At 54.6% G+C, this 23,032-nt stretch carries 25 protein-coding genes; 10 read left to right on the top strand and 15 right to left on the bottom strand.

The features are described from left to right. Nucleotides 1-59: 59 nt before the first annotated feature. The 4 genes from AACZ17_RS08545 to AACZ17_RS08560 all read left to right on the top strand — a co-directional run bounded on the left by AACZ17_RS08545 (nt 60) and on the right by AACZ17_RS08560 (nt 4,239). Nucleotides 60-1,166, top strand: coding sequence for a zinc-binding dehydrogenase (locus AACZ17_RS08545; protein ID WP_290745237.1), 1,107 nt, complete (start codon nt 60-62; stop codon nt 1,164-1,166). A gap of 191 nt (nt 1,167-1,357) precedes the next feature. Further along, complete coding sequence (locus tag AACZ17_RS08550; protein WP_290745234.1) at nt 1,358-2,329, top strand: sensor domain-containing diguanylate cyclase; 972 nt, start codon at nt 1,358-1,360, stop codon at nt 2,327-2,329. Nucleotides 2,330-2,416: 87 nt separating this feature from the next. Then, nucleotides 2,417-3,259 carry a DUF6544 family protein gene (locus tag AACZ17_RS08555; protein ID WP_290745231.1) on the top strand — a complete coding sequence of 281 codons (843 nt, stop codon included), beginning with the start codon at nt 2,417-2,419 and terminating at the stop codon, nt 3,257-3,259. Continuing rightward, nucleotides 3,256-4,239, top strand: coding sequence for a M23 family metallopeptidase (locus AACZ17_RS08560; protein WP_290745228.1), 984 nt, complete (start codon nt 3,256-3,258; stop codon nt 4,237-4,239). Before AACZ17_RS08555 ends, AACZ17_RS08560 begins: the two co-directional genes overlap by 4 nt. Nucleotides 4,240-4,265: 26 nt before the next feature. On the opposite strand, the gene nhaD is transcribed toward AACZ17_RS08560, so the two are convergent. Then, on the bottom strand, nt 4,266-5,774 hold the full coding sequence (nhaD, locus tag AACZ17_RS08565; protein WP_290745225.1) for a sodium:proton antiporter NhaD: 1,509 nt from the start codon (nt 5,772-5,774) through the stop codon (nt 4,266-4,268). A gap of 303 nt (nt 5,775-6,077) precedes the next feature. Here nhaD and AACZ17_RS08570 point away from each other — a divergent pair, with 303 nt between their 5' ends. Continuing rightward, a complete protein-coding gene (locus tag AACZ17_RS08570) occupies nt 6,078-6,890 on the top strand; it encodes a universal stress protein (RefSeq protein ID WP_290745222.1) in 813 nt (270 codons plus the stop codon). Nucleotides 6,891-7,040: 150 nt separating this feature from the next. Here AACZ17_RS08570 and AACZ17_RS08575 read toward each other — a convergent pair whose 3' ends face one another. From AACZ17_RS08575 to AACZ17_RS08585, 3 genes are all read right to left on the bottom strand, one after another. Then, nucleotides 7,041-7,700, bottom strand: a complete 660-nt coding sequence (locus AACZ17_RS08575; RefSeq protein ID WP_290745219.1) for a carboxylesterase — start codon at nt 7,698-7,700, stop codon at nt 7,041-7,043. Between the two features lie 512 nt (nt 7,701-8,212). Next, nucleotides 8,213-9,646 (bottom strand): Cu(+)/Ag(+) sensor histidine kinase, encoded by a 1,434-nt coding sequence (locus tag AACZ17_RS08580; protein WP_190766946.1) that lies wholly within the window; start codon nt 9,644-9,646, stop codon nt 8,213-8,215. Continuing rightward, nucleotides 9,633-10,325, bottom strand: a complete 693-nt coding sequence (locus AACZ17_RS08585; protein WP_008250617.1) for a heavy metal response regulator transcription factor — start codon at nt 10,323-10,325, stop codon at nt 9,633-9,635. Before AACZ17_RS08585 ends, AACZ17_RS08580 begins: the two co-directional genes overlap by 14 nt. 202 nt (nt 10,326-10,527) lie before the next feature. On the opposite strand from AACZ17_RS08585, the gene AACZ17_RS08590 reads away from it, so the two are divergent. From AACZ17_RS08590 to AACZ17_RS08610, 5 genes are all read left to right on the top strand, one after another. Continuing rightward, nucleotides 10,528-11,280, top strand: coding sequence for a glutaredoxin (locus AACZ17_RS08590; protein WP_339638110.1), 753 nt, complete (start codon nt 10,528-10,530; stop codon nt 11,278-11,280). A gap of 198 nt (nt 11,281-11,478) precedes the next feature. Further along, the gene (locus tag AACZ17_RS08595) at nt 11,479-13,326 is read left to right on the top strand and encodes a copper resistance system multicopper oxidase (RefSeq protein ID WP_008250621.1); all 1,848 of its coding nucleotides are present in this window, start codon (nt 11,479-11,481) and stop codon (nt 13,324-13,326) included. Beyond that, nucleotides 13,323-14,168, top strand: coding sequence for a copper resistance protein B (locus tag AACZ17_RS08600; RefSeq protein ID WP_339638112.1), 846 nt, complete (start codon nt 13,323-13,325; stop codon nt 14,166-14,168). Before AACZ17_RS08595 ends, AACZ17_RS08600 begins: the two co-directional genes overlap by 4 nt. Before the next feature lie 52 nt (nt 14,169-14,220). Continuing rightward, entirely contained in the window at nt 14,221-14,517 is a 297-nt protein-coding gene (locus AACZ17_RS08605; RefSeq protein WP_022960195.1) for a hypothetical protein, read from the top strand. Between the two features lie 59 nt (nt 14,518-14,576). After that, a complete protein-coding gene (locus tag AACZ17_RS08610) occupies nt 14,577-15,164 on the top strand; it encodes a cytochrome c (RefSeq protein WP_290740149.1) in 588 nt (195 codons plus the stop codon). 24 nt (nt 15,165-15,188) lie between these two features. Here the strand turns inward: AACZ17_RS08610 and AACZ17_RS08615 are convergent, their stop codons facing one another. The 11 genes from AACZ17_RS08615 to AACZ17_RS08665 all read right to left on the bottom strand — a co-directional run bounded on the left by AACZ17_RS08615 (nt 15,189) and on the right by AACZ17_RS08665 (nt 22,901). Beyond that, complete coding sequence (locus AACZ17_RS08615) at nt 15,189-15,443, bottom strand: DUF5676 family membrane protein (RefSeq protein ID WP_022960193.1); 255 nt, start codon at nt 15,441-15,443, stop codon at nt 15,189-15,191. Nucleotides 15,444-15,490: 47 nt separating this feature from the next. Beyond that, nucleotides 15,491-15,949: a hypothetical protein gene (locus AACZ17_RS08620; protein ID WP_022960192.1), complete on the bottom strand. Its 459-nt coding sequence runs from the start codon at nt 15,947-15,949 to the stop codon at nt 15,491-15,493. A gap of 208 nt (nt 15,950-16,157) precedes the next feature. Continuing rightward, nucleotides 16,158-17,510 (bottom strand): APC family permease, encoded by a 1,353-nt coding sequence (locus AACZ17_RS08625; RefSeq protein WP_339638123.1) that lies wholly within the window; start codon nt 17,508-17,510, stop codon nt 16,158-16,160. 113 nt (nt 17,511-17,623) lie between these two features. Next, entirely contained in the window at nt 17,624-17,992 is a 369-nt protein-coding gene (locus AACZ17_RS08630; RefSeq protein ID WP_339638124.1) for a cation transporter, read from the bottom strand. A gap of 12 nt (nt 17,993-18,004) precedes the next feature. After that, on the bottom strand, nt 18,005-18,352 hold the full coding sequence (locus AACZ17_RS08635; protein ID WP_339638126.1) for a hypothetical protein: 348 nt from the start codon (nt 18,350-18,352) through the stop codon (nt 18,005-18,007). Nucleotides 18,353-18,393: 41 nt separating this feature from the next. Then, complete coding sequence (locus tag AACZ17_RS08640; RefSeq protein ID WP_339638128.1) at nt 18,394-18,837, bottom strand: hypothetical protein; 444 nt, start codon at nt 18,835-18,837, stop codon at nt 18,394-18,396. 10 nt (nt 18,838-18,847) lie between these two features. After that, the gene (locus AACZ17_RS08645) at nt 18,848-19,498 is read right to left on the bottom strand and encodes an isoprenylcysteine carboxylmethyltransferase family protein (RefSeq protein ID WP_339638130.1); all 651 of its coding nucleotides are present in this window, start codon (nt 19,496-19,498) and stop codon (nt 18,848-18,850) included. 25 nt (nt 19,499-19,523) lie between these two features. After that, the gene (locus AACZ17_RS08650) at nt 19,524-19,817 is read right to left on the bottom strand and encodes a DUF2933 domain-containing protein (protein ID WP_027948915.1); all 294 of its coding nucleotides are present in this window, start codon (nt 19,815-19,817) and stop codon (nt 19,524-19,526) included. 8 nt (nt 19,818-19,825) lie between these two features. Next, nucleotides 19,826-20,164, bottom strand: coding sequence for a P-II family nitrogen regulator (locus tag AACZ17_RS08655; protein ID WP_027948916.1), 339 nt, complete (start codon nt 20,162-20,164; stop codon nt 19,826-19,828). Nucleotides 20,165-20,177: 13 nt separating this feature from the next. After that, nucleotides 20,178-20,531, bottom strand: coding sequence for a cupredoxin domain-containing protein (locus tag AACZ17_RS08660; RefSeq protein ID WP_027948917.1), 354 nt, complete (start codon nt 20,529-20,531; stop codon nt 20,178-20,180). 24 nt (nt 20,532-20,555) lie between these two features. After that, nucleotides 20,556-22,901, bottom strand: a complete 2,346-nt coding sequence (locus AACZ17_RS08665; RefSeq protein ID WP_339638134.1) for a heavy metal translocating P-type ATPase — start codon at nt 22,899-22,901, stop codon at nt 20,556-20,558. Nucleotides 22,902-23,032: the final 131 nt, after the last annotated feature.

Consider the following 23,032-nt stretch of genomic DNA (forward strand, 5'->3'; position numbering starts at 1 on the left):
GGTTTGGCGCGGCCAGCCCCCTCGCCAAACCCATCACGTACACGATCAGGAGAGCAACGATGAGCACAACCGGAAAGCAGGTTTTCACCACCCTGGAGAAGAACGGCACCCTCACGGTGGAAATTGCCACCAGCACCTTCCCGGATCCCAAGGGCGATCAGGTGCTGGTCCGGATGGAAGCCGCGCCGATCAACCCATCGGACCTCGCGCTGCTGTTCAGCGCGGCGGATCTGGAGAACGCCAAATATTCCCCGGGGAAGGTCGTGGCGAAAATGCCGGAACCCTTCCTCAGCGGCTCCAAAGGGCGCCACGGTCAGCGCATGCCGGTAGGCAATGAGGGCGCGGGCACCGTGGTGGCAACCGGAGAGAGCCCGACAGCCAAGGCGCTGCTCGGCCAGCGCGTCGCTTGCGTGCCCGGCAATGCGTTCTCTGAATACGCCATCGCCGATGCCAAGATGTGCCTGCCACTGGGGGAGAACTCATGCGAGCATGGCGCATCGGCGTTCGTCAATCCAATGACCGCCCTCGGTTTTGTCGAGACGGCAAAAATGGAGGGGCACACGGCGATGGTTCACCTGGCAGCCGCCTCCAACCTGGGCCAGATGCTGCAGCGGATATGCCTTGAGGACGACCTGGAGCTGGTCAACATCGTGCGGAAACAGGAGCAGGTGGACCTGCTCAAGGGGCAGGGGGCGAAATACGTGGTCAACTCGTCGGATGCTGACTACATGGCGCAACTGCGCGCGGCGATCGAGCAAACCGGCGCCTACCTCGGTTTCGACCCGATTGGTGGCGGCAACAACTCCGACAACGTCTTCAAGGCGATGGAGCAAGTCGCCGTGGCTAAAATGACGGAGTTCAGCCGCTACGGTTCCAACCAGGAAAAGAAGATGTACATCTACGGACGTCTCGACCTCGGCGCCACCATACTGACTCCTTCCTACGGCTTCGGGTTCACCCTCTCGGGCTGGTTGCTGTTCCCCTTCCTGCAAAAGGCCGGGATGGAAACGGTGCAGCGTATGCGCAAACGCGTCCTCGACAATCTGACCACCACCTTCGCCAGCCACTACAAGGAACGGGTCACGCTGGAACAGATGCTGGAAAAAGACGCGGCAATGGATTACCGCGCCATGCGCACGGGCGAGAAATACCTCGTAACGCCGTAATGCGCTGCGGATGCGTGCCGTGTCGGCAACGGGGCTGCCAGCAGCGGCCCTATTGATTCCGCGCAACGCTGTTTCGCAACCGCGTGCAGCCGACGCACCTGTTCTATACTGCTGAACAGGGGTCGGGCGCCGCGGCTCGCGCGCCCCGGCGTTAGGGCGGGTGCATTCATGAGACAACAGGGAAGCGTGGCATGGATTTGATACAGCGTTTACTGGACGGCAGCCTCATGCCCCACGGTCACTGTCTGCTATGGCGGGGGGACCTGCTGTTCATGCATGTCGGAGGTGACATACTCACAACGCTTGCCTACTTCACGATCCCGGTACTACTGATCCGGCTGGTCAAGAAGCGCGACGACCTTGCGTTTGATCGCATATTTCTCATGTTCGCCGCGTTCATTTTTCTGTGCGGCGTCACGCACCTGATCTCTCTGATCAACGTCTGGCACGGCTATTACTTTATCGAAGGTATCGCAAAGATCTCCACTGGCGTGGTGTCGGCACTCACTGCCATAGTCGCGTGGCGCTTGCTACCCATTGCCATCAGCATTCCCAGCCGAGCCAGGCTGGTCAGCGCGAATGAACAACTGCGCCGCGCGCGCGAGGAAATCCTTGAGGCCAATTCAAGGCTTGAGCAGAAAGTACAGGAGCGCACGGCGCAGCTCGAAGCGCTCGCCGTGGCAGACCCGCTGACCGGCACGTACCGCCGCACCTACGCGCTGGACACTCTGGGTAATGAGCTCAAGCGCGCCCAGCGCTACAATACACCGCTGGCGGTGGCGATGATCGATATCGACGATTTCAAGCGCATCAACGACACCCACGGTCATCTCGCGGGCGATGATGTTCTGCGCGGCATTGGTTCGCTGCTGAATACCTTGAGCCGCGAGTCGGACACGATCGGTCGTTTCGGGGGTGAAGAGTTTTTGATCGTGATGCCGGAGTGCGATCAGACACAGGCTGTACTCGCACTTGAACGCTTCAACAAAGCCCTGCGCGAGCATCGCTTTACGCTGACATCTGGCGAGACGCTCAGGGTTACCTGCAGCATAGGCACAACCCAGGCAACCGGCGAGACCTCTCAAACCGAGCTCCTGGCGAATGCGGACAAGGCACTCTATCAGGCAAAACATGAAGGCAAGGATCGCGTTGTGAGCTGTTGAACCAGGCCCACGCTGTCCCAGCTGCAGCGCGAAGCCGCCTATTGGAATGTCCTGTCGATTCTGAGACCCGTGTGCGTGGAGGACGCAATGCTATCCCCCGGTTTTTTCCTCACAGCGCTGGCCGTATTGCTCGCAACGCTGGCCGCTTGGAGACAATGGGACCGGCGCCGCGAGGAGGCAGTGTGGCGACGCCTGATTGCGCTGCACGCCGGTACCCGCCAAGTCTTTCAGGCCGCTATGGTTGACGGCCTGCCGGAACCTGCACAACGCTACTTCCACTACACCATCAAAGTCGGCACACCGTTAGCCCCCGTGGTCGACGTCGACATGGCGGGTGACATCGGCCTGGGTGCGCAGGAAGCGCCCAAGTACCGTCCCCTGCAGGCGCGCCAGATTCTGGCCTCTCCGCATGGCTTCCTGTGGTCGATGACGTCCGGCGCCATCAGCGGCTCCGACGGCGCGCTACCCGGGAAATCGTGGACACGCTTCTGGCTCTGGAACCTGATACCCGTGGCCCGCGCAACGGGGCCTGACCATCTTCGCTCATCCTTTGGCCGACTGGTGGCTGACGCTGTCCTGTGGGCGCCTGCCAGCCTGCTTCCCGGCAACGGCGTTTCCTGGGAGGCGCTGGGTGAAGACTGCGCGCGGGTAACCGTGCGCCATGGCCTGCTGGAACAAGCTGTCGATGTGCACGTGAATGCGGAAGGTGCGCCAGTGCGCGTCCTGTTCCAGCGCTGGAGCGATGCAAACCCGCAGCGTCACTATCAACTACAGCCGTTCGGCGGCGAGCTGTCCGAGTTTCGGGAGTTTGCAGGCTACCGTCTGCCGACCTGCGTGATCGCGGGCAATCACTACGGTACGGCCGCCTATTTTCCTTTTTTCAAGGTCCGGGTCAGCGCCATACGCTTTCCCGACGCCCCACCGACATGAGTGCCCTGGACCTTGTCGCAATAGGCACCCAGATCGTACTGCCGGTCACCTTGATCGCGTGGCTCGCCTTCCGGCCGCTGTCGGGCGGAGTGGGCTTTCTGGTACAGGCCCTGGCGACGGGGTTGGTGTTAACGACACTGCTGCTGATTGGCGTGTGGATGATATCGCCCTGGTGGACGCCCTACCTCTACCTCACCGTCTGGTTCGGCATCGTTCTTGGCGGGTCGCGGCTCAGGTTGCGCTCGCGCAAACACCGGGACCGCTCAATCTCCAGCGCCCTGGGGACGCTGCTTTTCGCTGTTATCGGCCTGCTGTGCCTGACCCTGACCACGCAGGCCATAACAGGCCGCTGGATTCCAAGCGGCGGCACCGCGACCGCGATGCGCTTCCCCCTGGGCCCCGGCACCTACCTGGTCGCCAATGGCGGCGCGAATTCACGGGTGAACGGCCATGTCATGACCCTGAAACCGACGACAACACGCCAGGCGGACTATCGAGGCCAGTCCTATGGGGTCGACCTGATCAAGATCGATCGCCTCGGGCTCCGGGCCGCAGGCTGGCGGCCAGAGCGGCCAGCTGCCTATGCCATTTTCGGCGAACCCGTGTTTGCGCCCTGCTCCGGCGCCGTCATTCGGGTTTTCGATGGGCAGCAGGACATGCCGGTGCCGACCACAGACACCTCCCGACTCGAAGGCAATCACGTGGCCATCCAGTGCGATGGCGTGATCGTACTGCTGGCCCACCTCAGGCAAGGCAGTGTGCGCGTTGCGCCCGGCGACCGTGTGGCGTCAGGGGCGTGGATTGGCAACGTGGGTAATTCAGGACAAACCACCGAACCCCATCTGCATATACATGTGCAGCGCCTACCCGAATCCGGAGCGCTTCTGTCGGGTGACCCCCTGTTCCTGACCTTCGACGGTCACTTCCCGGTAAGAAACGAGCGGATTACTATCGAAGGTGCAGAGGTCTCCGGCGGATAAAGCACAGGTTCCTTCCCCGCTTCGACTCAGAACAGGGCCGCATTCAGCCACATGTGCGTGGCGATTGATGCCAGGTAGCCAACCATGATGACCGGCGTCCACCGCAGGTGCGACACAAGCGTGTAATAGCCACGAGCCTGCCCCATCAGCGCAACACCCGCTGCAGATCCAATCGATAACATGGAACCACCAACACCGGCCGTCAATGTGACCAGCAGCCACTGGCCCTGTGACATCTCGGGCTCCATGGACAGCACGGCGAACATGACCGGAATGTTATCGACCACTGCGGACATGAAGCCCACGGCAATATTCGCGCCGGTCGCACTCCAGTCCGTATACAGCATTTCGGACACTTCCGAGAGGTAGCCGATATAGCCCAACCCGCCCACACACAGCACCACGCCGTAGAAGAACAGCAGGGTGTCCCACTCGGTTCGCGCCATCGGGTTGAACACATCAAAGGGCACCGCCTTGTCCAGCCGTTCCAGCAAACGCGTGTTCTGTGTCGCTTCAGCCCAGGACCGCTCCCTGGCAACGCCGCGCGCAAAACTGCGACGCAGGTAATAGCCCAGCAGTTGCAAGTAAGCGAGCCCCATCATCATCCCGACCACGGCGGGCAGGTGCAGGAAATTGTGCCCCAGAACCGCGGTAGTGATCGTCAACAGGAACAGCACTACCGTACGCCGGGCACCGCGCTTCATGATCACAGGCTCCGTGGCGTCTCGCGGCGGCTGGCGCGGTACCGCAAAGCTCATAACCAGGGCCGGCACCAGGAAGTTTACCGCGGAGGGTATGAAGAGCCTGAAGAATTCGGTGAACTCCACGGCGCCCTTCTGCCAGACCATGAGCGTGGTGATGTCACCGAAGGGTGAAAACGCTCCTCCCGCGTTGGCGGCAATCACGATGTTGATACAACCCAGACTGATGAAGCGCGGACTGTCCTCACCCACCTTCATCAACACGGCGCACATCAGCAGCGCCGTGGTGAGGTTGTCTGCCACCGGCGAAATGAAGAACGCCAGCAAACCGGTAATACAGAACAGGCTCAGGTAACTGAACCCCTTGCTGACCAGCCAGCCGCGCAAGGCATCGAACAACTGTCGCTCTTCCATCGCATTGATGTAGGTCATCGCCACCAGAAGGAACAACAGCAGCTCCGAATATTCCAGCAGATTGTGCTTCAACGCGGCGTTGGCGCTTTCCGTATCGCCACTCAGTGCGGCAAAACCTGCCACAAGAAACCAGATGAGACCGGCGGCCAGTAGCACAGGCTTGGACTTGCGCAGGTGCAGCTTCTCCTCCAGCATCACGAAGACGTAAGCGATGGCGAAGATGGCCAGCGCCAGGTAGCCCACCGGGTGCTGCGTGAAGCCCGGCACCACAGACTCGGCAGCGCCAGCAAACGTACTCTGGCCGAGGCAAAACAGGCCGAGAACGGTGCCAGGGACGATCCGGAGAGGGTTGTTTAAAGCCGCATCATCAACAGCATGGGAGCTGCGAACCCGGCTGCACAAGTGATTGGTTTTCTTCATGATTTCAGATCCAGATGCGAATAACTCCCGGCATGCGCCGGGCTCGCGCATCTGACCACAGTCAGTGCTTGCCTGAATTGACCTATGTCGTGAAAACATCATTCTTTCAGGAGAAATTGGTGACACCCGTCGCTGGCTGTGGGACAACACAGTATCTCGCAGGCCGAGCCTGGCCTGCGGCTCAGAAGGTCGACGTTGCCACGGGACAGCGCTACCCAGAACAGGGCGCTTATCATGGATTTAGGGCCGTTAAATTGGTCATAGCGTCCGAAATACACCATCTTGCAAAAAGAGAGGCATTGCATGAGCACCACCCATTATCTTGTGGTTTATGATCCTACCCAGGAACAGCAGCCAGCCCTCGCACGAATGCTCACCATCGCAGAGAATACGGATGCCGAAGTGCGAGTGTACTGCTGCATCCACGGTGAGCTGTCGCGTGGTGACAATCAGGACGCCGAAATCGAGAAGCGCATTGCCGGTCAACAGCAGGTACTAACGGAAGCCGCGGCACCCCTGCGCGACAAGGGCATACCCGTCGCCATTGAGGTGGAGTGGGACAATGACTGGTACCGTGCCGTGGTAAGAGCCTCCGAGCGCCACAACGTGGATGGTGTGGTGAAATCCTCCCACCGGCACTCCACGGCGCAACGTCGCCTGAAAAGAACATCCGACTGGACACTCATCCGTGAGTGCAGCTGCCCCGTGCTGCTGGTCAAGGGTGATGGCAGCAATCAGGCCGACATCATTCTGGCCGCGCTGGATACGCGCGGTGATCAGGAGGCCTATCGCACGCTGAACCAGAAGATCCTGGATATGTGCCGTGAGTTTTTCGAGCAGACAGATACGGAAGTACACTACATCAGTGCCTACAAGGACCTCGCCAACCGGCCCGACAGAGGCTCGTTGATACGCGCCTGTGGCGTTCCCGGGGAGCGTGTGCACATCGTCATGGACGAGCCACACGATGCCATCATCAAAACGGCGCGCGAAATCAATGCCGGCATGGTGGTCATGGGCACTTCAGCGCGCTCAGGCCTGTCGGCCATGTTGAACAACAACGCCGCCGAGAAAGTCCTTGACGAGCTGGAGTGTGACTTGCTGGTCATGCCATGATCAATCCGGTACCGCGAGCGGGCTCGGTGCCGACGCACTCTCTCACCGCGACTCAAGCACCTTAATGCTGAGCCGAAGGACGGCTCGGCCCGGAGCCTCATCTTCATTGAGCGAATCAACGACTACGTTCAATGCACGTTGAGATGATGCTCAAGCCAGCTTCAGCCAATCCCTGAGGCTGCGCCCGATATCCTCAATTTCCTCCATGCACACTTCGTGTTGCATGGGGTAGCTGCGGTACCGTGGCGCGAAGCCCATGCTTTGCAGGATCTGGCTCGCGGTGTGGCCCATTGTTTCCGGCACCATGGGGTCTCGGGTGCCATGGAAAATATCAATCGGCAGGGCCTTGTTTGCCGCCGAAAGGCTTACCTCCCTTGCGGTCGCGAAATACGTAGAGAGCGCCAGCAATCCCCCCAGGGGCCGTGGATAGGACAGCGCCGTGTGGTAGGCGACCGCACCGCCCTGACTGAACCCGGCAAGCACGAGGCGCTCACTCGGGATCCCCGCATCCAGTTCACGCTGGATCAACTCCCGAACGGCGGCAGATGACGATTCAATCTGCGCCAGGTCAATCTCGCGCTCTATCGACATCGCGAGTATATCGTACCAGCCCGGCATCACCATGCCGCCGTTGATTGTGATGGGTATTTCAGGTGCATGGGGGAAAACGAACCGCACACCGTGGCCAGCCGGCAAGCCCAGATGAGGTACCACCGGAACGAAATCGTGCCCACTGGCGCCAAGGCCATGCAGCCAAATCACCGCCGCATCGGCGGTTCCGTTGGGTTCCAATACTTCACACTTCAGCAAGAGCCTGCTCTCCTGTACGCCTAATTTCGCACAGGTTATCACGGCTGCCGCTGCCTGAGACTCTATCCAATGCTGTGGGCCCTGTGATCGGCATCCGGCGCGTTCACCACTGGCTTTCCAGGCGTCGTCATATCGGGCTTCGCCTGTCCCAGGTAGCAGTTACGCCCGCATCCGGCATTGGCATTGACTCTGGTGAACCGAAATAAAAAACACTTATTCTCACCCGGTGGGTGTGTCGCCTACTCCCACTCGATTATCAATAAGCCATTTTTATCTTTTGTATTCAACGACTTATTTTCCCGCTAATCGGTAATACCATGAAAAATACCATGCTCAGAAATTTCTTAAAAATAAATCCTTTTTTTGAAAACGGGTCAATTCAAAGGCCGCGAGCCAACCAGCCTTGACCAAAATCCTACCAGCACTATAGAAATGCTCCATCCCTATTGAATATCAACAGCCTAATACTGACGTTCACAATTTTACAGTTCTCTCGACACGAGCCTTCGATGCTAACCACGCATCGCAATATTCCCTGCATCACCTGTTCTGGGAAATCTGATCGTAAAGCGCGTGACGCCGCGTTCGGAGATCACCGCGATGTTTCCTTCATGGGCCTCGACTATGGACTTGACGATAGCCAGCCCCAAGCCAGCACCTTCGCTTTGGCGTTGCCGGGAAGGATCGACCCGGTAAAACCGGTCGAAAATCCTGAGCAAATGCTCGGCTGGAATTTCTGGCCCCGGATTCTGTACGCTGAGTAACGCCCTACCCTCGCCCGATGAATCCAGACGGATCAGCACACTTCTTCCCACTGGTGTGTGGCGTATTGCATTGGACAGCAGATTGGACAATGCGCGACGCAGCATAGCGCGGTCACCTTGTATAATCGGTGCCTTTCCTTCCAACACCAATTGGATGTGCTTTTCCTCCGCCAGGGCCTCGAAAAAATCGAACAGCTCGCGCACTTCCCGAGCCAGATCCAGCGGTTCCCAGACAGGCTTGAGCAGGCCGTGTTCGCTCTGGGCCAGCCAGAGCATGTCGTTGACCATTTTGGTCAGGCGCTCCTGTTCTTCAAGATTCGAGTAGAGCAGTTCGCGATATTCTTCCAGGCTTCTGGACTTACCCAAACCCACCTGGGTCTGGGTGATCAGGTTGGTCAAAGGCGTGCGCAATTCATGGGCAATATCGGCGGAGAAATAGGATAGTCGAACGAAGCTGTCTTCCAAGCGGCCAATCATATGATTAAAGGAACAGACAAGGTTTTGCAGTTCCCGGGGAACGGTGTTAGGGTCTAGACGCACATGAAGGCGATCCGCCTGAATATCACTCATTGTCGCACTCAGCTCGCGCAAGGGCGCGTGCCCCTGGTGCACGCCATACCAGGCCGCCAAGAGAGTCACCGCGCCTGCCAGCACCATAATCATCCACAAACTGCGCCGAAAATTTTCCAGAAAGTGGATATGGAAATCCATATCGATAGCAGCAACGATGCGATAATTCTGGTCTTCAATGCGGGTATGCGTGATAGTGCCACGGTAGGTTTTGCCATCAGTTTGCCAGGTATAAAGATTGTCTACCTGAATACGGCTCACAGGAGAATAGGTGTTTTCTTGTGGCGAAGGTCCACCCTCCTCAGGACCATAGACCAAACGTCCCGCATCATCCCACACTTGAAAGTAGACACCATGGTGACCAGAAACAGCTCGCGCAAGGGCGCCCTCCGGTGCCGAGTCCTGATCTTTCGCCGATTGTAGAGCGTCTTCAACAGCACGAGTAATCACCACCAACTCGTCGGCATCCTGTTCAGCAAAATGGCGCTCTACTTCATTCAGCACGAGATAACCGATCATCAGTAAACTGAAACCGATAGCCATCGCGACAAACAGCATCACCCGGCTGTTGAGTGACAGTGGTCGTCTCCGGACGAGGCTAACCTTCGTCATGGTCGTCTTCAACCTCCAGCTTGTAACCCATGCCACGCACGGTGTGAATCAGCTTGGGCTCAAAATCGTCATCGATTTTTGCTCTTAGGCGCCGTATGGCCACATCAATCACATTGGTGTCGGAATCGAAGTTCATGTCCCATACCTGGGAGGCGATCAAGGAGCGCGGTAATACTTCACCCTGCCGCCGGACCAACAGTTCCAGCAGGCAAAACTCCTTGTGGCTGAGATTGATCCTGCGACCGGCGCGCGTGGCCCGGTGCCGCGGCAAATCCAGGGTGAGGTCGGCGACCCTGATCTGATCCGTCATCACCGGCACCGCACTGCGGCGCAACAGAGTGCGCACCCGGGCCAGCAGTTCGGCAAAAGCGAAGGGCTTGACCAGGTAATCATCAGCCCCCAATTCAAGGCCTTTAACGCGGTCATCCACGCTGTCGCGGGCGGTTAGGAACAGCACTGGCGTCTGACGGCCAGCCTCGCGCAACGACTGCACGATCCGCCAGCCGTCGACGTCCGGCAGCATGACGTCCAGCACCAGTAAATCAAAAGTTTCGGTCATCGCCAAATGATGGCCGTCGAGGCCATTGCGCGCGAGCGTGACCATAAAGCCTGCCTCGGTCAGCCCCTGCTGTAAATAATCGCCAGTTTTGATTTCGTCTTCGACCACCAATAGCCGCATCGCTTCACCGCTCCTACTATCAATATATGCCGGGTTTCCTTCAAGACTATCTGCCTCTTCCCAACAGAAACATGACCATAGGATTACATATATGTAATCCTATGGTCATGTTTAAGACAGGAGCCTACTACTATCATCATCAGAAGGACACCTCAAGCGCTGTTCATTCAGTCATATCAGTCATATAAAGGAGGGAACACCGATGTCAGGCACCAAGACAGCTGAACTGTACCGGATGGTGATGGAGGATCATCTCTGTCCCTATGGCTTAAAATCGAAACATTTATTAGAGACCCAAGGGTTCCAGGTAGAAGATCATCACCTTAAAAATCACGAGGAAACCGAAGCTTTTAAGCACAAGCATAATGTTGAAACCACTCCTCAGACCTTTCTGGGAGGTAACCGAATCGGTGGGTACGACGACCTACTTGTGTATTTTAGGAAAGAACCAAAAGACAAAAATGAACAAACTTACTGGCCCGTTATTGCTCTGTTTTCTATGACCTTTCTGATGGCCACGGGTTCGGCTTCGGTTGTTGAAGGGCAATGGCTGTCTTTACGCACTTTCGAGTGGTTCATCGCTTTTTCAATGTGTGGTCTTGCCTATTTGAAAATACGTGATGTCGAAAGCTTTTCGACCATGTTTCTTAACTATGATCTTCTTGCCCAAAAATGGGTGCCTTACGGGTACGTGTATCCCTATGGTGAAGGCCTGGCAGGCTTGCTAATGATAGCCGGAGTATTGCCTTTTGTATCGATACCAATTGCCTTTTTCATAGGGATTGTCGGTGCCGTCTCGGTATTTAAAGCCGTGTACATTGACAAAAGAGAGCTCAAGTGCGCCTGTGTAGGTGGCGAGAGTAACGTCCCCTTGGGATTTATATCGCTCACTGAAAACCTCATGATGCTTGGCATGGCAATATGGATGCTACTCAAGGCAAGTGTTATGGGGTAGCCGCAAGCTTTTTTCATACCCTGCTCCCCAGAGCCATTCATCAACCCTAAATCGGCAACTCGAATCATCACACCTAGCGACAATTTTGCAGGATTACAAGGTTGTCATCCAGGAGTCATGCGGGTGACAGGCTCGGCTCGCTAGTATGCGGAGTCAGAACGTGGAACAACCATCACTTATCCCAAAAGAGATTGACTCATGACCCATGGTTTCCCCCGACCCAAACAGCCCTGGCAGCTTAGTCGCCGCCGCTTCGTGCAGGGCCTGGCAGCCGGTGGCGTGCTGGCCGCCACACCGTCCTGGTTGCAGGCCGCCGCAAAAGGCGCGACCGCGCTGGACTCAGCGCCAGTGCTCAGCGGCCGTGAAATCGATTTGGTGATTGCCGAAACACCCGTCAACTTCACTGGCGTCACTCGCATGGCGACCACTATCAACGGCTCCATCCCGGCACCGACGCTACGGTTGCGTGAAGGCGATGACGTCACCATCCGCGTCACTAACCGCTTGCCGGTCGCCACCTCCATTCACTGGCACGGCATACTGCTGCCCTATCAAATGGATGGTGTACCGGGAATCAGCTACCCAGGTATTTCACCGGGGGAAACCTTTGTTTACCGCTTTACGCTACGGCAGAGCGGCACCTACTGGTACCACAGCCACTCCGGCTTTCAAGAAATGACGGGCATGTACGGCGCCCTGATCATTGAACCACGGGCAGGCGAAAGACACCGCGCCGATCAGGATTACGTGGTACAGCTTTCCGACTGGACCGACGAAGACCCGATGCGCGCCTTCAGCAAGCTGAAAGTGCAAAGCGATGTCTATAACTTCAATCAGCCCACCTTTTTCGATTTCACAGCCGATGTCTCCAAGCTGGGCTTGCAGGCGGCACTGGAAAAACGCCAGATGTGGAACCAGATGCGGATGAACCCGACCGATCTGGCGGACCTGTCGGCGGCCACCCTCACCTTCCTGATGAATGGCACCACCCCGGCGGGCAATTGGAGCGGCTTGTTCCAGCGCGGTGATCGCGTACGGCTGCGGTTTATCAATGCCGCCAGCAACAGCTTTTATGATGTTCGCATTCCCGGTTTGAAGTTAACGGTGATCCAGGCCGATGGCCAGGATGTCGAGCCGGTCACTGTGGATGAATTCCGCTTTGGCCCCGGCGAAACCTACGATGTCATGGTCGAGCCCCAGGACGACGCTTATACGATCTTCGCCCAGAGCATGGAACGCAGCGGCTATGCCCGCGGCACTCTGGCCGTGCAACAGGGCTTGATCGCACCGGTGCCAGAGCCCGATCCCCCCGAGTGGTTAACCATGAAGGATATGATGGGAGCAATGGGTGGTGGCGCCATGGGCCACGACATGATGAAAATGGACTCCATGGGCCAAACCAAGATGGATCATTCCCAAATGTCCGGCGGTATGGCCATGGACCACAGTATGCACGGCATGCAGCAGGGTTCTGAGAACCCGCTTGCCAAACCTTCATCTACCATACGCCACGCCCGAACCGAATACGGGGCTTCGGTTGACCAACGGGTGGATACGCCAAGTACCAATCTCGACGACCCCGGTATTGGCCTGCGTAACTTAAGCCAGCGTGGGCTGCGCCCACAGGGCCACCGCGTGCTGACGCTGGCCGACCTGAAATCCATCGATGGTGTGCTGGATGACCGCCGCCCGCCCGCAAGAGAGCTGGAACTACACCTTACCGGCAATATGGAACGCTATAGCTGGTCCTTCGACGGGCTTGAATTCGGCAAAAGCACACCAGTCTCCTTGCGTCATAACGAACGCGTTAGAATCATTTTGCAAAATGACACCATGATGACCCACCCCATGCACTTACATGGTATGTGGAGCGAACTGGAAACTGACCAGGGTGAATTGCGAGTGCGCCGCCATACCATTCCCGTGCAACCAGCGCAGCGCATCAGCTACCTGACCACACCCCATGATCTGGGCCGCTGGGCCTGGCATTGTCATTTGCTGTTCCATATGGATGCGGGCATGTTCCGCGAGGTGGTGGTGTCATGAGACTTAATACGGTGAAATATCTCACAACACTGGTTGTTATTGTCGGTGCCCTTCAAGTAAATACGGCCCTGGCGCAAATGGATCACGGCGATATGCAAATGCAGGGTGGTAGTGCGCCAGCCGATGCCCGCGATCCCCACGCTTATTCCGACGGTTACACCTTGACCGAAGGCCCCTATGCACAGCCGGGGCCACGGCAACTGAAACTGGCGGACGAGCACGCCTTCTGGTCCGTTCTGGGCGATCGCCTGGAGTATCAGGAAGACAGCGATAGCACGGTTTACGATATACAGGCCTGGTATGGCACCACCTACAACCGCTTTGTCATCAAAGCGGAGGGTGATATCGCAGACGGCACGCTGGAAGAAAGTTCTACCGAGCTGTTGTGGGGCCATGCGCTCAACGCCTATTTCGACACCCAATTCGGCGTTCGACTTGACCTATATGACGAAGGTAAGGATCGCCAGTGGCTGGCAATTGGTATGCAAGGCCTGGCGCCCTACTGGTTTGAGCTGGATGTGACTGCCTATGTTGGCGACGACGGTCGGACCGCACTCTCTGCCGAGGCCGAGTACGAGTTGCTGCTGACACAGCGGCTCATTTTACAGCCCCGCGCGGAACTGAATCTGTATGGCAAGGATGATCTTGATAATAGATTGGGGTCGGGCCTCTCGGATCTCGCCTTGGGCTTGCGCCTGCGTTACGAATTCAGCCGTCAATTTTCTCCCTACATCGGTGTGGAATGGACAGACACCTATGGCGACACAGCCGATTACCGCCGCGCGGCAGGCCAAGATACGTCAGGCACCCAATTCGTCGCGGGACTGCGATTCTGGTTTTAACAATCACCAAGTTGATATAGAAACTTTTTAAACACCTATGAGGAACACCTTTATGAATATGAAAACACTAGCCACTATCATCGTGTTCTCCACACTGGGCATCGCTTTCTCAGCACAGGCCCATGAACCTAAAGAACATATGAAAGACGCTGAAAAACCGGATTGCACCGCCATGAAAAATATGGATCACAGCAAGATGGACATGAATGATCCGGTGATGCAGGCCATGATGCAGCAGTGTATGAAAGACATGCACCAAGATAATCAAGCTTCAGAAAACGCAAACCAAGAAGACGGCGTACAGAAAGAACACACCGCGAATGATGAATCGATTGAACACAAACACTGACGACCCACGGTCTATCATTTCGAGCGATATTGCTAAGATTCAAACCGGATGGAGATGTCATGGCCGCTTTCAAATTTCTAACCTGTGGTAAATGTCTGCTTATCGCAGCAGCGATATCGATCATTGGCGGTCTGGCGTTTTTGTATTCCGGACTCTATCCAATAGGCGCCGACGTTCCCCACAATCGGCTGACCTACTGGCTGCTGGAAACCTTGCGTGAACGTTCCGTCGCACGCGCCGCCAGTGACATTAAGGTTCCTAGCGACCTAAACGCACCGGAGCGGTTACTGGCAGGTGGCGCCGACTACAATGATATGTGTGCAGGGTGCCATTTGAAGCCGGGTAAAACCGAAAGTGATTTCACCCTGGGGTTATATCCCACACCACCCAACCTAACTCTAGCGGGTGATGAACATGGACACGATCACACCGGTAACACCGAAAATGACGACGAGGCCAGTAAACGACAATTCTGGATTGTTAAACATGGCATCAAGGCCTCGGGCATGCCCGCCTGGGGACCGGGGCATGACGATGAACGTATCTGGAACATGGTGGCGTTCCTGAAGCGGTTGCCGGAACTGTCTCCCGACCAATACCAGATACTCACCGCACGTGGGCAAGACTCGGAAGGGCATGGTCACTGATATGGCACCTCATAATCCATCGGCTTACTGCAAGCGGTTGTAAATAGCCGCCAGCAACCACCCGGCGATACCCGCTGACACTGACCAAGCCACCAGTCCCACAACAACGCCAGTGAATGTCAAATGCCAACCCATCTCATTCAGTTGCATATGCACCATTTCCCCAGACATGGATAACATCATGGCGGGCATTAACATCACCAACAGGCTGCAAGCCAGCCACAGTATCGCCGCGGTAATCGCGCTGGCTATCCCGAATTTGAACGCATTAAGTGTCATGACTATTCCTCCGTTTATGGTGGTGTATCTGTAATAAATTAGTGTCTCTACATATCCCCGAACCGGTTGGCAGACTGCACCATACGCATCATTTCGTGTTCCTCCAGCGACCGGAGTGATTCCATCAACTCCTTGGCAGAGGGGATATCCGCCCTTGAGGCGAGATAGCGATACAGCTCAATCACCTGCTGATGCTGATCGACAATCACCTCCATGATTTGCGCGGCATCAAGCTCGGCAAAAGGCGCGTCGCAATGTGCATGTCGGACGATAGGATGCTTTGCCACATATTCCATACACCAGGTGTTCAGCGCATGTTCATCGCCCGAGGTTTCGAAGCCATTGACAACTTTTGTGAGACTTTTTTCGTGATCGGACAGGTAAGCAAGAATCATCCGGGCCCGTTCATCCGTATTCTTGTCTGCGCAATGGGATAAGCACTGACTGAGATGTTGGTGAAATTCCCGGGTCCAGTGCAGCACATCTTTTAAGGTTTCAATTTGCATAATTTTTTCTCAGTTGTGGATTGACTCATCGATTAGAGTCTCAAAAAGTCACGATAGCTGCGCATACACACCACCAGTTCCTGGTGGGTGTCGATGCCCATATAGATCGCTTTAAGTGTGCTAACTTGATCCATTACCATTCTCCAAAAAACAAAAGTTAACCACTAGAGTCCCGTTCTGTGCCTGGCAGGCTTCCTCCACATGATTTTTAATGATGATGTTCATGCGCCTGACTTTGGGACACAGCTTGCTTTCGTTTTTCAGATCCAAGGAATAGTTGCTCGCCGGCAGCGATTAGGATCATTGTGACAACGGCCACACCCAGCACGAATGGATCTGAATTCACCTTTACCCAGACAAACCCGCTTAGTGCGAGCAAATCCAATATAATTGCGGTAACGGGAACCCAGCTCTTCGCTTTAACATCGTCCAACAAGTAACGCAGAACACCCCAATGAATGGCGATATCCATCACCAGATAGAAAACGATGCCAAGTGCTGCTATACGGGAAAGATCAAAGAACGCAGTGAGCGCAAGACCGAGCACGGCGGTGTATACCAGTGTATGTTTCTGAATGCTGCCCGGCATGCCGAAGTGTCTGTGGGGTACCAACTTCATTTCTGTTAGCATCGCCAGCATTCTGGAGACTGCAAAAATACTGGCAAGAATCCCTCCCGCAGTCGCCAGCATGGCAATCGCAACGGTGAACCACACGCCGTACTCACCGAGTGCGGGTCGAGCGGCTGCAGCCAGGGAATAATCACGGGTTTCAATAATCTCCCTGAGTGATAGGTTACTGGCCACCGAAAAACCAACCAATGTATAGATAACGACACAGGCAGCAATCGAAATAACAATCGCGCGACCAACATTGCGGTGTGGATTGATCACCTCGGAACCGCTATTGGTAATGGTGGTAAAGCCTTTGAATGCCAGAATCCCCAGCGCTGTGGCACCGAGGAAATTACTGGCTGAACCAGTCTCGCTTACATGGTCAAAGTCCACTGCCAGGCTATCCGCTAACCAGATACCTACGAGGCCAAAAATCAGGATGCCACCAATTTTCAGTAGACCGATAAATCCTGCAACCCCTTGAATCAGCCGATTACCCAACAGGTTCACAATGAACGCCGCCAGAATTAGGGAGACGCCGAGTATAGGCGTCATTTGTCCTGATGGGTCACCGCCAAATAATTGCATGGTGTAAGAACCGAACGTACGCGCAAGAAAACTCTGCGCGATGACCATCGAAAAATACATTAGTAGTGCGTTAAACGCAGTGGGCAACCGGTCGCCATAAGCCTTATGCAGATACATGCCAATCCCCCCTGCCGATGGGTAGGCATTGGATATTTTGATGTAAGAGTAAGCGCTAAAACCAACGATGATTGCGGCCGCGAGAAATGCCAGTGGAAATAATGCACCAGTCATCTCTGCCATTTGCCCGGTTAGCGCAAATATTCCTGCGCCGATCATCACCCCAGTGCCGAGCATCACCGTACCCGAAAGAGTGAGGCTACCTTCGTCGTAATGTGTCGAACGGTCGTCTTTTTTCTGCATTCAGGACTCCTTCAAATAATAGTTAGGCCCCTTTCTGGGTATTCGCTGAAAGGTATGCAGGATGCTTAAAACTGCATTCCTCTATTTATCGACATTAATCATGCAGGTATACACTAGCGCTTACGGCTAGCGTCCTGGGGTGTTTGATGACAGCTCCAAGGTTCGTGGCTGGCGTTGTCTTTAACATTCTCATCGATAAATTTGTAATAGCCTTCTTTAAAGTGCGTCAACCAATCATGGCTTACTTCGACGTTATGCTTTTTTAGCACATCTTCGATACCATCCAGACAAATTCTGGATGCGTCATAAGCAAGATTCAGCACATGTCTTTTTTCGTCAAAGCTGATTCCATCAAGACCATAGAGCTGATCGACTTCGGCAATAGCCGCTTCCAAATTGGTCTGATCGACAGGCTCCACTCTCAAATGGCGCACTACCAGATTTACTTCCGATACGCCCAATCGATGCTCTGCATTAGTCATTTTCCTTTTCCTCTAATGGGGCGGGATCTTGTTGCAACAGTGTGCTTCATGCCTGGCGTTATCCTTAATATTTTCGTCAATCTGTCGCTGCCAACCGACCCTTGTGCGGCTCCACCAGTTATCTTTGATTGCCGCGCCATGCTTTTCGACAATGGCGATCATTTCATCGATATTGTGGTGAGAGGCATCGTAGGCAATCTTCAGCGATTGCTTGCGCTCGTTCAGCCAAACACCGTCTACACAAGGAAGCTCATCCAGCTCCTCTGCAATGATTTGCGCGTTGCTTTCATTCACTCCACGTAAACTTAAGCTGTGTTTGGCTAGAAAACCTGGATTGATACCTGACCGATGCTCACTCATAGTGTTTTCCTTCCAACCGACAGATTGAATAAGCGATCCATCTACTTTTTGTGTTTGTGGACAGGTGATTTTTGGGATTCAGACTCATGATCCATCATTTGCCCCATCATCATCTGCATCATGCCCATTCGTTCTTCCATCACATCCATGCGCTTCATCATATCCATGTCGTCCATTTTTGATGACTCACCTTTGGTCATGCCCATTGCCATACCATCACCCATTAGCCGCATGCCTTCCTGCATGACTCGCATATGTTCCTGCATCAGTTTCTGGCGTTTTTCCGAATCGGTTTCGGCTTTGATTTTCGCCATCATGTCGTGCATTTTTTGCATGTGCTCATGCATTGCCATCATTTGCTCATGGCCCATCATCATTCCGCCCATTGGCTGATCTTTACTGTCGCCATGTTCGTGCACTTTTTCCGCGAACGCCGACGAAGAAATCGCGGCGGCTATTACCAAGGTGGAGATTAGTTTTTTCATCGGTTTATCCTCAGACAGTTTCAGTTTCATTGATTTTAAATTTCGGAATCCACGCTGGCGTAGATTCCATATAATGGCGATAAACTTCGCCAAATTCTTCCAGCGCCATCCGCTCCTCACGCTTTGCGAGTCGCACGTAAACCATTACCAGTATCGGAAACATCACCAGCGTTGGAATGGTCGGCCACTGCAACAGGAAGCCGAACATAATCAGGATAAAAGCAACATACTGCGGATGGCGACAACGAGCGTACCAGCCGGTAGTGGCCAGCGACCGGGTCTGCTGTGCCTTGTGCAGTACATTCCACGCTGAGGCAAGCAGGAAGAAACCCAAAATGATCAGGACATTGCTGGCGATATGCAGCGGATCAAAATGAGGGTTACCTTCAAAACCGAAAAGGGTATGCAAAAGATGGCCGTTCTCGTGGGACAAGAAATCAATACCTGGATATTTTTCCGCCAGCCAGCCGGAGAGGAAATAAATGGTTAAGGGAAAGCCATACATCTCGGTAAACAGTGCAATAATAAACGCCGAGAAAGCACCAAAGCTTCGCCAGTCAGTTTTGGTTTTCGGTTTGGTAAAACTGAAGGCAAAGAAAATAAATATTGCTGAATTGAGTATCACCAGCGTCCAGAGGCCGTAAGCGGATTCACCGTGCATACTTCATCTCCTGTTATGTATTGGGTTAATGGTGATGACGATGTTCGTTTTCCCGGCGACCTTCTTCCAAGCCACGTTGATAAGCATCCTGGTCGGATTCATCCTCGTGCTGGCCATGGTCACCGTGGCCGCCGTGCCCCCCATGTCCGCCGTGCATAAACAGATGCATAAACGGGCAGGCCAGGAGAATCAGGAAAGGTAAAAACTGCCAGACGTGTTGCCGGTGCTCGATCAGCAGAAAGTAGCTCGCCGCTGCAATTAAACCCAGGGCGGCCAGGCCTTTGGGGGTCAACCAGAATGATGATTTTTGGGTTGCCATGGAACACCTCACCTGTGAAATTGAAAATCGTTGTCTGTTGCGCTGCGTTTATCATGTATCCAAATCAGATCGTTGACTGGTACGATGCAGACCAGCCCTTCGCTATCGGCATTAACATGCGCCGCATCCACAATCAGCTGCGCAATTTCCCTCGCCTGCTCAGCCTCGGCATAAATCTCCATTTGAATATGCTTGATCAAGTGGTTTTCGTTAAAACTGTCGAAGTAATAACCCCGGCCGCGAACCGGGTGTAAGGTAAAACCCGTCACCCCGTGTCGTATCAAGGCCTCTTCCACGTCTTTCAGGCGAAACTCATCAAAAATGGCCGTGACTTTATTGATGTTCATCAGATCCTTCTACTTATTTCACCGTGATCAGTCCACGGTACATCTGCATCTGGCAATGAAACGCGTATTCACCTGCTGCCAACGCGGGTAACTGAATGGTTTTCAATTTGTTCAGTGGCAGGGTATCGCTGATTTGCAGGTCAGGGATCAGTAAAGTCTCAGAACAGGGTGATTGATCTTTGCGGATAAATTTGATTTCGACAGGTTCTCCGGTCGACACTTTAATCCGAGAAGGGGAATAGGTGCCATTTTCAACAGTAATCACCAGATCGTTTTCCCCCAGCTCAGCTTCTTTCGGCTTGTAAAGCCAGAACCACCACACAATCAGAGCGATTAACGCAAATCCGGCTATATTGATCAGTAACATGTGGTATTTCTCCTGGTGTTGGGCTTAGTGTTCCTGCGCTTTAAACAAACGCAATCGATTGGCGTTGGTCACGACAGTGAGTGATGAAAACGCCATCGCGGCCCCGGCAATCACCGGGTTCAACAACAAGCCCAAGAATGGGTACAGCACGCCAGCCGCAAAAGGCACGCCGGCCACGTTGTAAATAAAGGCGCCGAATAAATTCTGTTTGATATTGCGCAAGGTCGCTTTACTCACTGCAATGGCATCGGCCAAACCATGTAACGAACCCCGCATCAGGGTGATGTCGGCACTTTCAATGGCCACATCGGTACCTGTGCCAATAGCGAAGCCGACATTGGCGATGGCCAGGGCTGGCGCGTCGTTGATGCCGTCACCGGTCATGCCCACCACTTCACCTTCCATCTGCAGTTCCTGCACTTTTTTGGATTTTTCTTCCGGCAGCACTTCGGCGAAAAATTCCTTGATACCGGCTTTTTCCGCTACCGCCCTGGCTGTGGCGCGGTTATCGCCGGTGAGCATCACCACCCGGATGCCGTTATGTTGCAGGCGCTTGATGGCAGCAATGGAGTCTTCCTTAATTGGATCGGCTACTGCGATAATCGCTGCGAGCTTATTATCAACGGCGAAATACATCGGCGTTTTAGCCTCGGCGGCCAGCATCTGGGCCTTTTCAACAAAATCACCCAGTTCGATAGTGCGCTCGCGCATGAGCTTTTCATTGCCGAACAACAGTGTTTTTCCGTCCACCTCCGCCTGCACACCGTGGCCGGCAATGGCGTTAAAATTTGAGACCTTGCCCATTTCGATCCCTCTTTCGTGAGCACTTTCAACAATAGCCATGGCCAACGGATGCTCGGAGCCGGATTCAAGCGTTGCTGCCAATCGCAACACCGCCTGCTCGTCATGTTCACCTGCCACCAACACATCGGTAACCTTCGGCGCGCCCAGGGTGATGGTGCCGGTTTTATCCAGAATCATCGCCGATATCTTCGACGCGGTTTGCAAGGCCTCGCCGTTACGAATCAGCACGCCCGCCTCCGCGGCCTTGCCCACGCCCACCATCACTGACATCGGTGTTGCCAGGCCTAGCGCACAGGGACAGGCGATAATCAATACAGTGGTCGCCGATACAATCGCAAAAGCTACCGCTGGTTCCGGCCCAAAATTCAACCAGGTCAGGGCGCTCGCTACGGCGATAATCATGACCACCGGAACAAAATAGGCTGAGATGACATCAGCCAAACGACCAATGGGCGGCTTAGAGTTTTGTGCGCGCTTGACCATATTGATGATTTGCGCCAGCGCCGTGTCTTTACCAACGCGGGTAGCTTTAAACAGAATTGAGCCTGACTTATTGATGGTGCCCGCCGCCACGGTATCCCCAGTAGCTTTTTCTACCGGCATCGGCTCGCCGGTGAGCATGGATTCGTCAATAGCGGTATGCCCTTCGATTACCTCGCCATCGACGGGAATTTTTTCACCTGGCCGCACACGGACCACATCGTTCAGTAGAACCTGTTCGATAGCAATATCCAGTTCTTTATCATCGCGAATGACCCGTGCTGTTTTTGCCTGTAAACCAATCAGGCGCTTAATGGCCTCCGAGGTACGACCGCGGGCTTTCAGTTCCAGTGCAAGGCCAAGATCAATCAAGCCGATAATGATCGCCGTAGCCTCGAAGTAGACATGGCGCGCCTGATCGGGAACGGCGTCTGGGAAAAACACCACCACCATGGAATACAACCACGCCGTGCCAGTACCCAAAGCAATCAGCGTATCCATATTGGCAGAATGATTGAGAAAGGACTTCCAGGCGCCGACAAAAAAGTGCTTGCCGGAAAAATAGAGAACACCAAAAGTCAGAATACCCACGACCAACCAGGCGATGCGTTCTGTGGTGGTGTTGACGTTGACTTCACCAGTGATCAGCGCATAGGCCATCAAAGGGCCACCCAGTGAGAGAGCAATCCAGGTTTCTTTCATCAAGCGCTTGTAATAAGCCTGATCCGCCTTCTCTTTTTCGGCCAATGCATCATCTTCATTCTCAGCAGCCGCAAGCTTGGCGTTATAGCCCGCCTTCTCCACAGCCTTAAGCAAGTCAGACGCGGCTGCATTGCCAATCACGCTGACGGTGCGCTGAGCGAAATTCATTTCCGCGTTCTCCACACCCGGTACCGCCTTCAGAGCTGATTCGATTTTTCCCACACAGCTGGCACAACCAGCACCCTCGATAATCAGTTCCTGGTGCGCCGCGCTATCAACATGAACATGGGGATCAGAACCGTGTTCATGATTATGATGCTGTGCGTTGTTATCGGTATCTTTATGACAACCCGGTTTGCCGGATTCCGTGTTCACTGAACTCATGGGATCACTCCTGAATTATTTGATGACCGCCGCAGGAAAACCCGCTCGATTCAACGCCTCTATCAGAGCGTTAGATTCGACCATGCCAACGACCGAAGCGACACCCGTCGCCAGATCCATACACGCATCGC

Origin of the sequence: uncultured Haliea sp. (assembly GCF_963973825.1) — a bacterium.
Classification (GTDB): domain Bacteria; phylum Pseudomonadota; class Gammaproteobacteria; order Pseudomonadales; family Halieaceae; genus Haliea.

Bases quoted from the DNA above. Each gene is read 5' to 3' on its own strand.
- AACZ17_RS08620 (WP_022960192.1), bottom strand. From the start codon at position 15,949: ATGCAAATTGAAACCTTAAAAGATGTGCTGCACTGGACCCGGGAATTT.
- AACZ17_RS08550 (WP_290745234.1), top strand. From the start codon at position 1,358: ATGGATTTGATACAGCGTTTACTGGACGGCAGCCTCATGCCCCACGGT.
- AACZ17_RS08555 (WP_290745231.1), top strand. From the start codon at position 2,417: ATGCTATCCCCCGGTTTTTTCCTCACAGCGCTGGCCGTATTGCTCGCA.
- AACZ17_RS08605 (WP_022960195.1), top strand. From the start codon at position 14,221: ATGAATATGAAAACACTAGCCACTATCATCGTGTTCTCCACACTGGGC.
- AACZ17_RS08640 (WP_339638128.1), bottom strand. From the start codon at position 18,837: ATGAAAAAACTAATCTCCACCTTGGTAATAGCCGCCGCGATTTCTTCG.
- AACZ17_RS08570 (WP_290745222.1), top strand. From the start codon at position 6,078: ATGAGCACCACCCATTATCTTGTGGTTTATGATCCTACCCAGGAACAG.
- AACZ17_RS08615 (WP_022960193.1), bottom strand. From the start codon at position 15,443: ATGACACTTAATGCGTTCAAATTCGGGATAGCCAGCGCGATTACCGCG.
- AACZ17_RS08585 (WP_008250617.1), bottom strand. From the start codon at position 10,325: ATGCGGCTATTGGTGGTCGAAGACGAAATCAAAACTGGCGATTATTTA.
- AACZ17_RS08650 (WP_027948915.1), bottom strand. From the start codon at position 19,817: ATGGCAACCCAAAAATCATCATTCTGGTTGACCCCCAAAGGCCTGGCC.
- nhaD (WP_290745225.1), bottom strand. From the start codon at position 5,774: ATGAAGAAAACCAATCACTTGTGCAGCCGGGTTCGCAGCTCCCATGCT.
- AACZ17_RS08600 (WP_339638112.1), top strand. From the start codon at position 13,323: ATGAGACTTAATACGGTGAAATATCTCACAACACTGGTTGTTATTGTC.
- AACZ17_RS08560 (WP_290745228.1), top strand. From the start codon at position 3,256: ATGAGTGCCCTGGACCTTGTCGCAATAGGCACCCAGATCGTACTGCCG.
- AACZ17_RS08665 (WP_339638134.1), bottom strand. From the start codon at position 22,901: ATGAGTTCAGTGAACACGGAATCCGGCAAACCGGGTTGTCATAAAGAT.
- AACZ17_RS08595 (WP_008250621.1), top strand. From the start codon at position 11,479: ATGACCCATGGTTTCCCCCGACCCAAACAGCCCTGGCAGCTTAGTCGC.
- AACZ17_RS08655 (WP_027948916.1), bottom strand. From the start codon at position 20,164: ATGAACATCAATAAAGTCACGGCCATTTTTGATGAGTTTCGCCTGAAA.
- AACZ17_RS08625 (WP_339638123.1), bottom strand. From the start codon at position 17,510: ATGCAGAAAAAAGACGACCGTTCGACACATTACGACGAAGGTAGCCTC.
- AACZ17_RS08610 (WP_290740149.1), top strand. From the start codon at position 14,577: ATGGCCGCTTTCAAATTTCTAACCTGTGGTAAATGTCTGCTTATCGCA.
- AACZ17_RS08660 (WP_027948917.1), bottom strand. From the start codon at position 20,531: ATGTTACTGATCAATATAGCCGGATTTGCGTTAATCGCTCTGATTGTG.
- AACZ17_RS08580 (WP_190766946.1), bottom strand. From the start codon at position 9,646: ATGACGAAGGTTAGCCTCGTCCGGAGACGACCACTGTCACTCAACAGC.
- AACZ17_RS08645 (WP_339638130.1), bottom strand. From the start codon at position 19,498: ATGCACGGTGAATCCGCTTACGGCCTCTGGACGCTGGTGATACTCAAT.
- AACZ17_RS08590 (WP_339638110.1), top strand. From the start codon at position 10,528: ATGTCAGGCACCAAGACAGCTGAACTGTACCGGATGGTGATGGAGGAT.
- AACZ17_RS08635 (WP_339638126.1), bottom strand. From the start codon at position 18,352: ATGAGTGAGCATCGGTCAGGTATCAATCCAGGTTTTCTAGCCAAACAC.
- AACZ17_RS08545 (WP_290745237.1), top strand. From the start codon at position 60: ATGAGCACAACCGGAAAGCAGGTTTTCACCACCCTGGAGAAGAACGGC.
- AACZ17_RS08630 (WP_339638124.1), bottom strand. From the start codon at position 17,992: ATGACTAATGCAGAGCATCGATTGGGCGTATCGGAAGTAAATCTGGTA.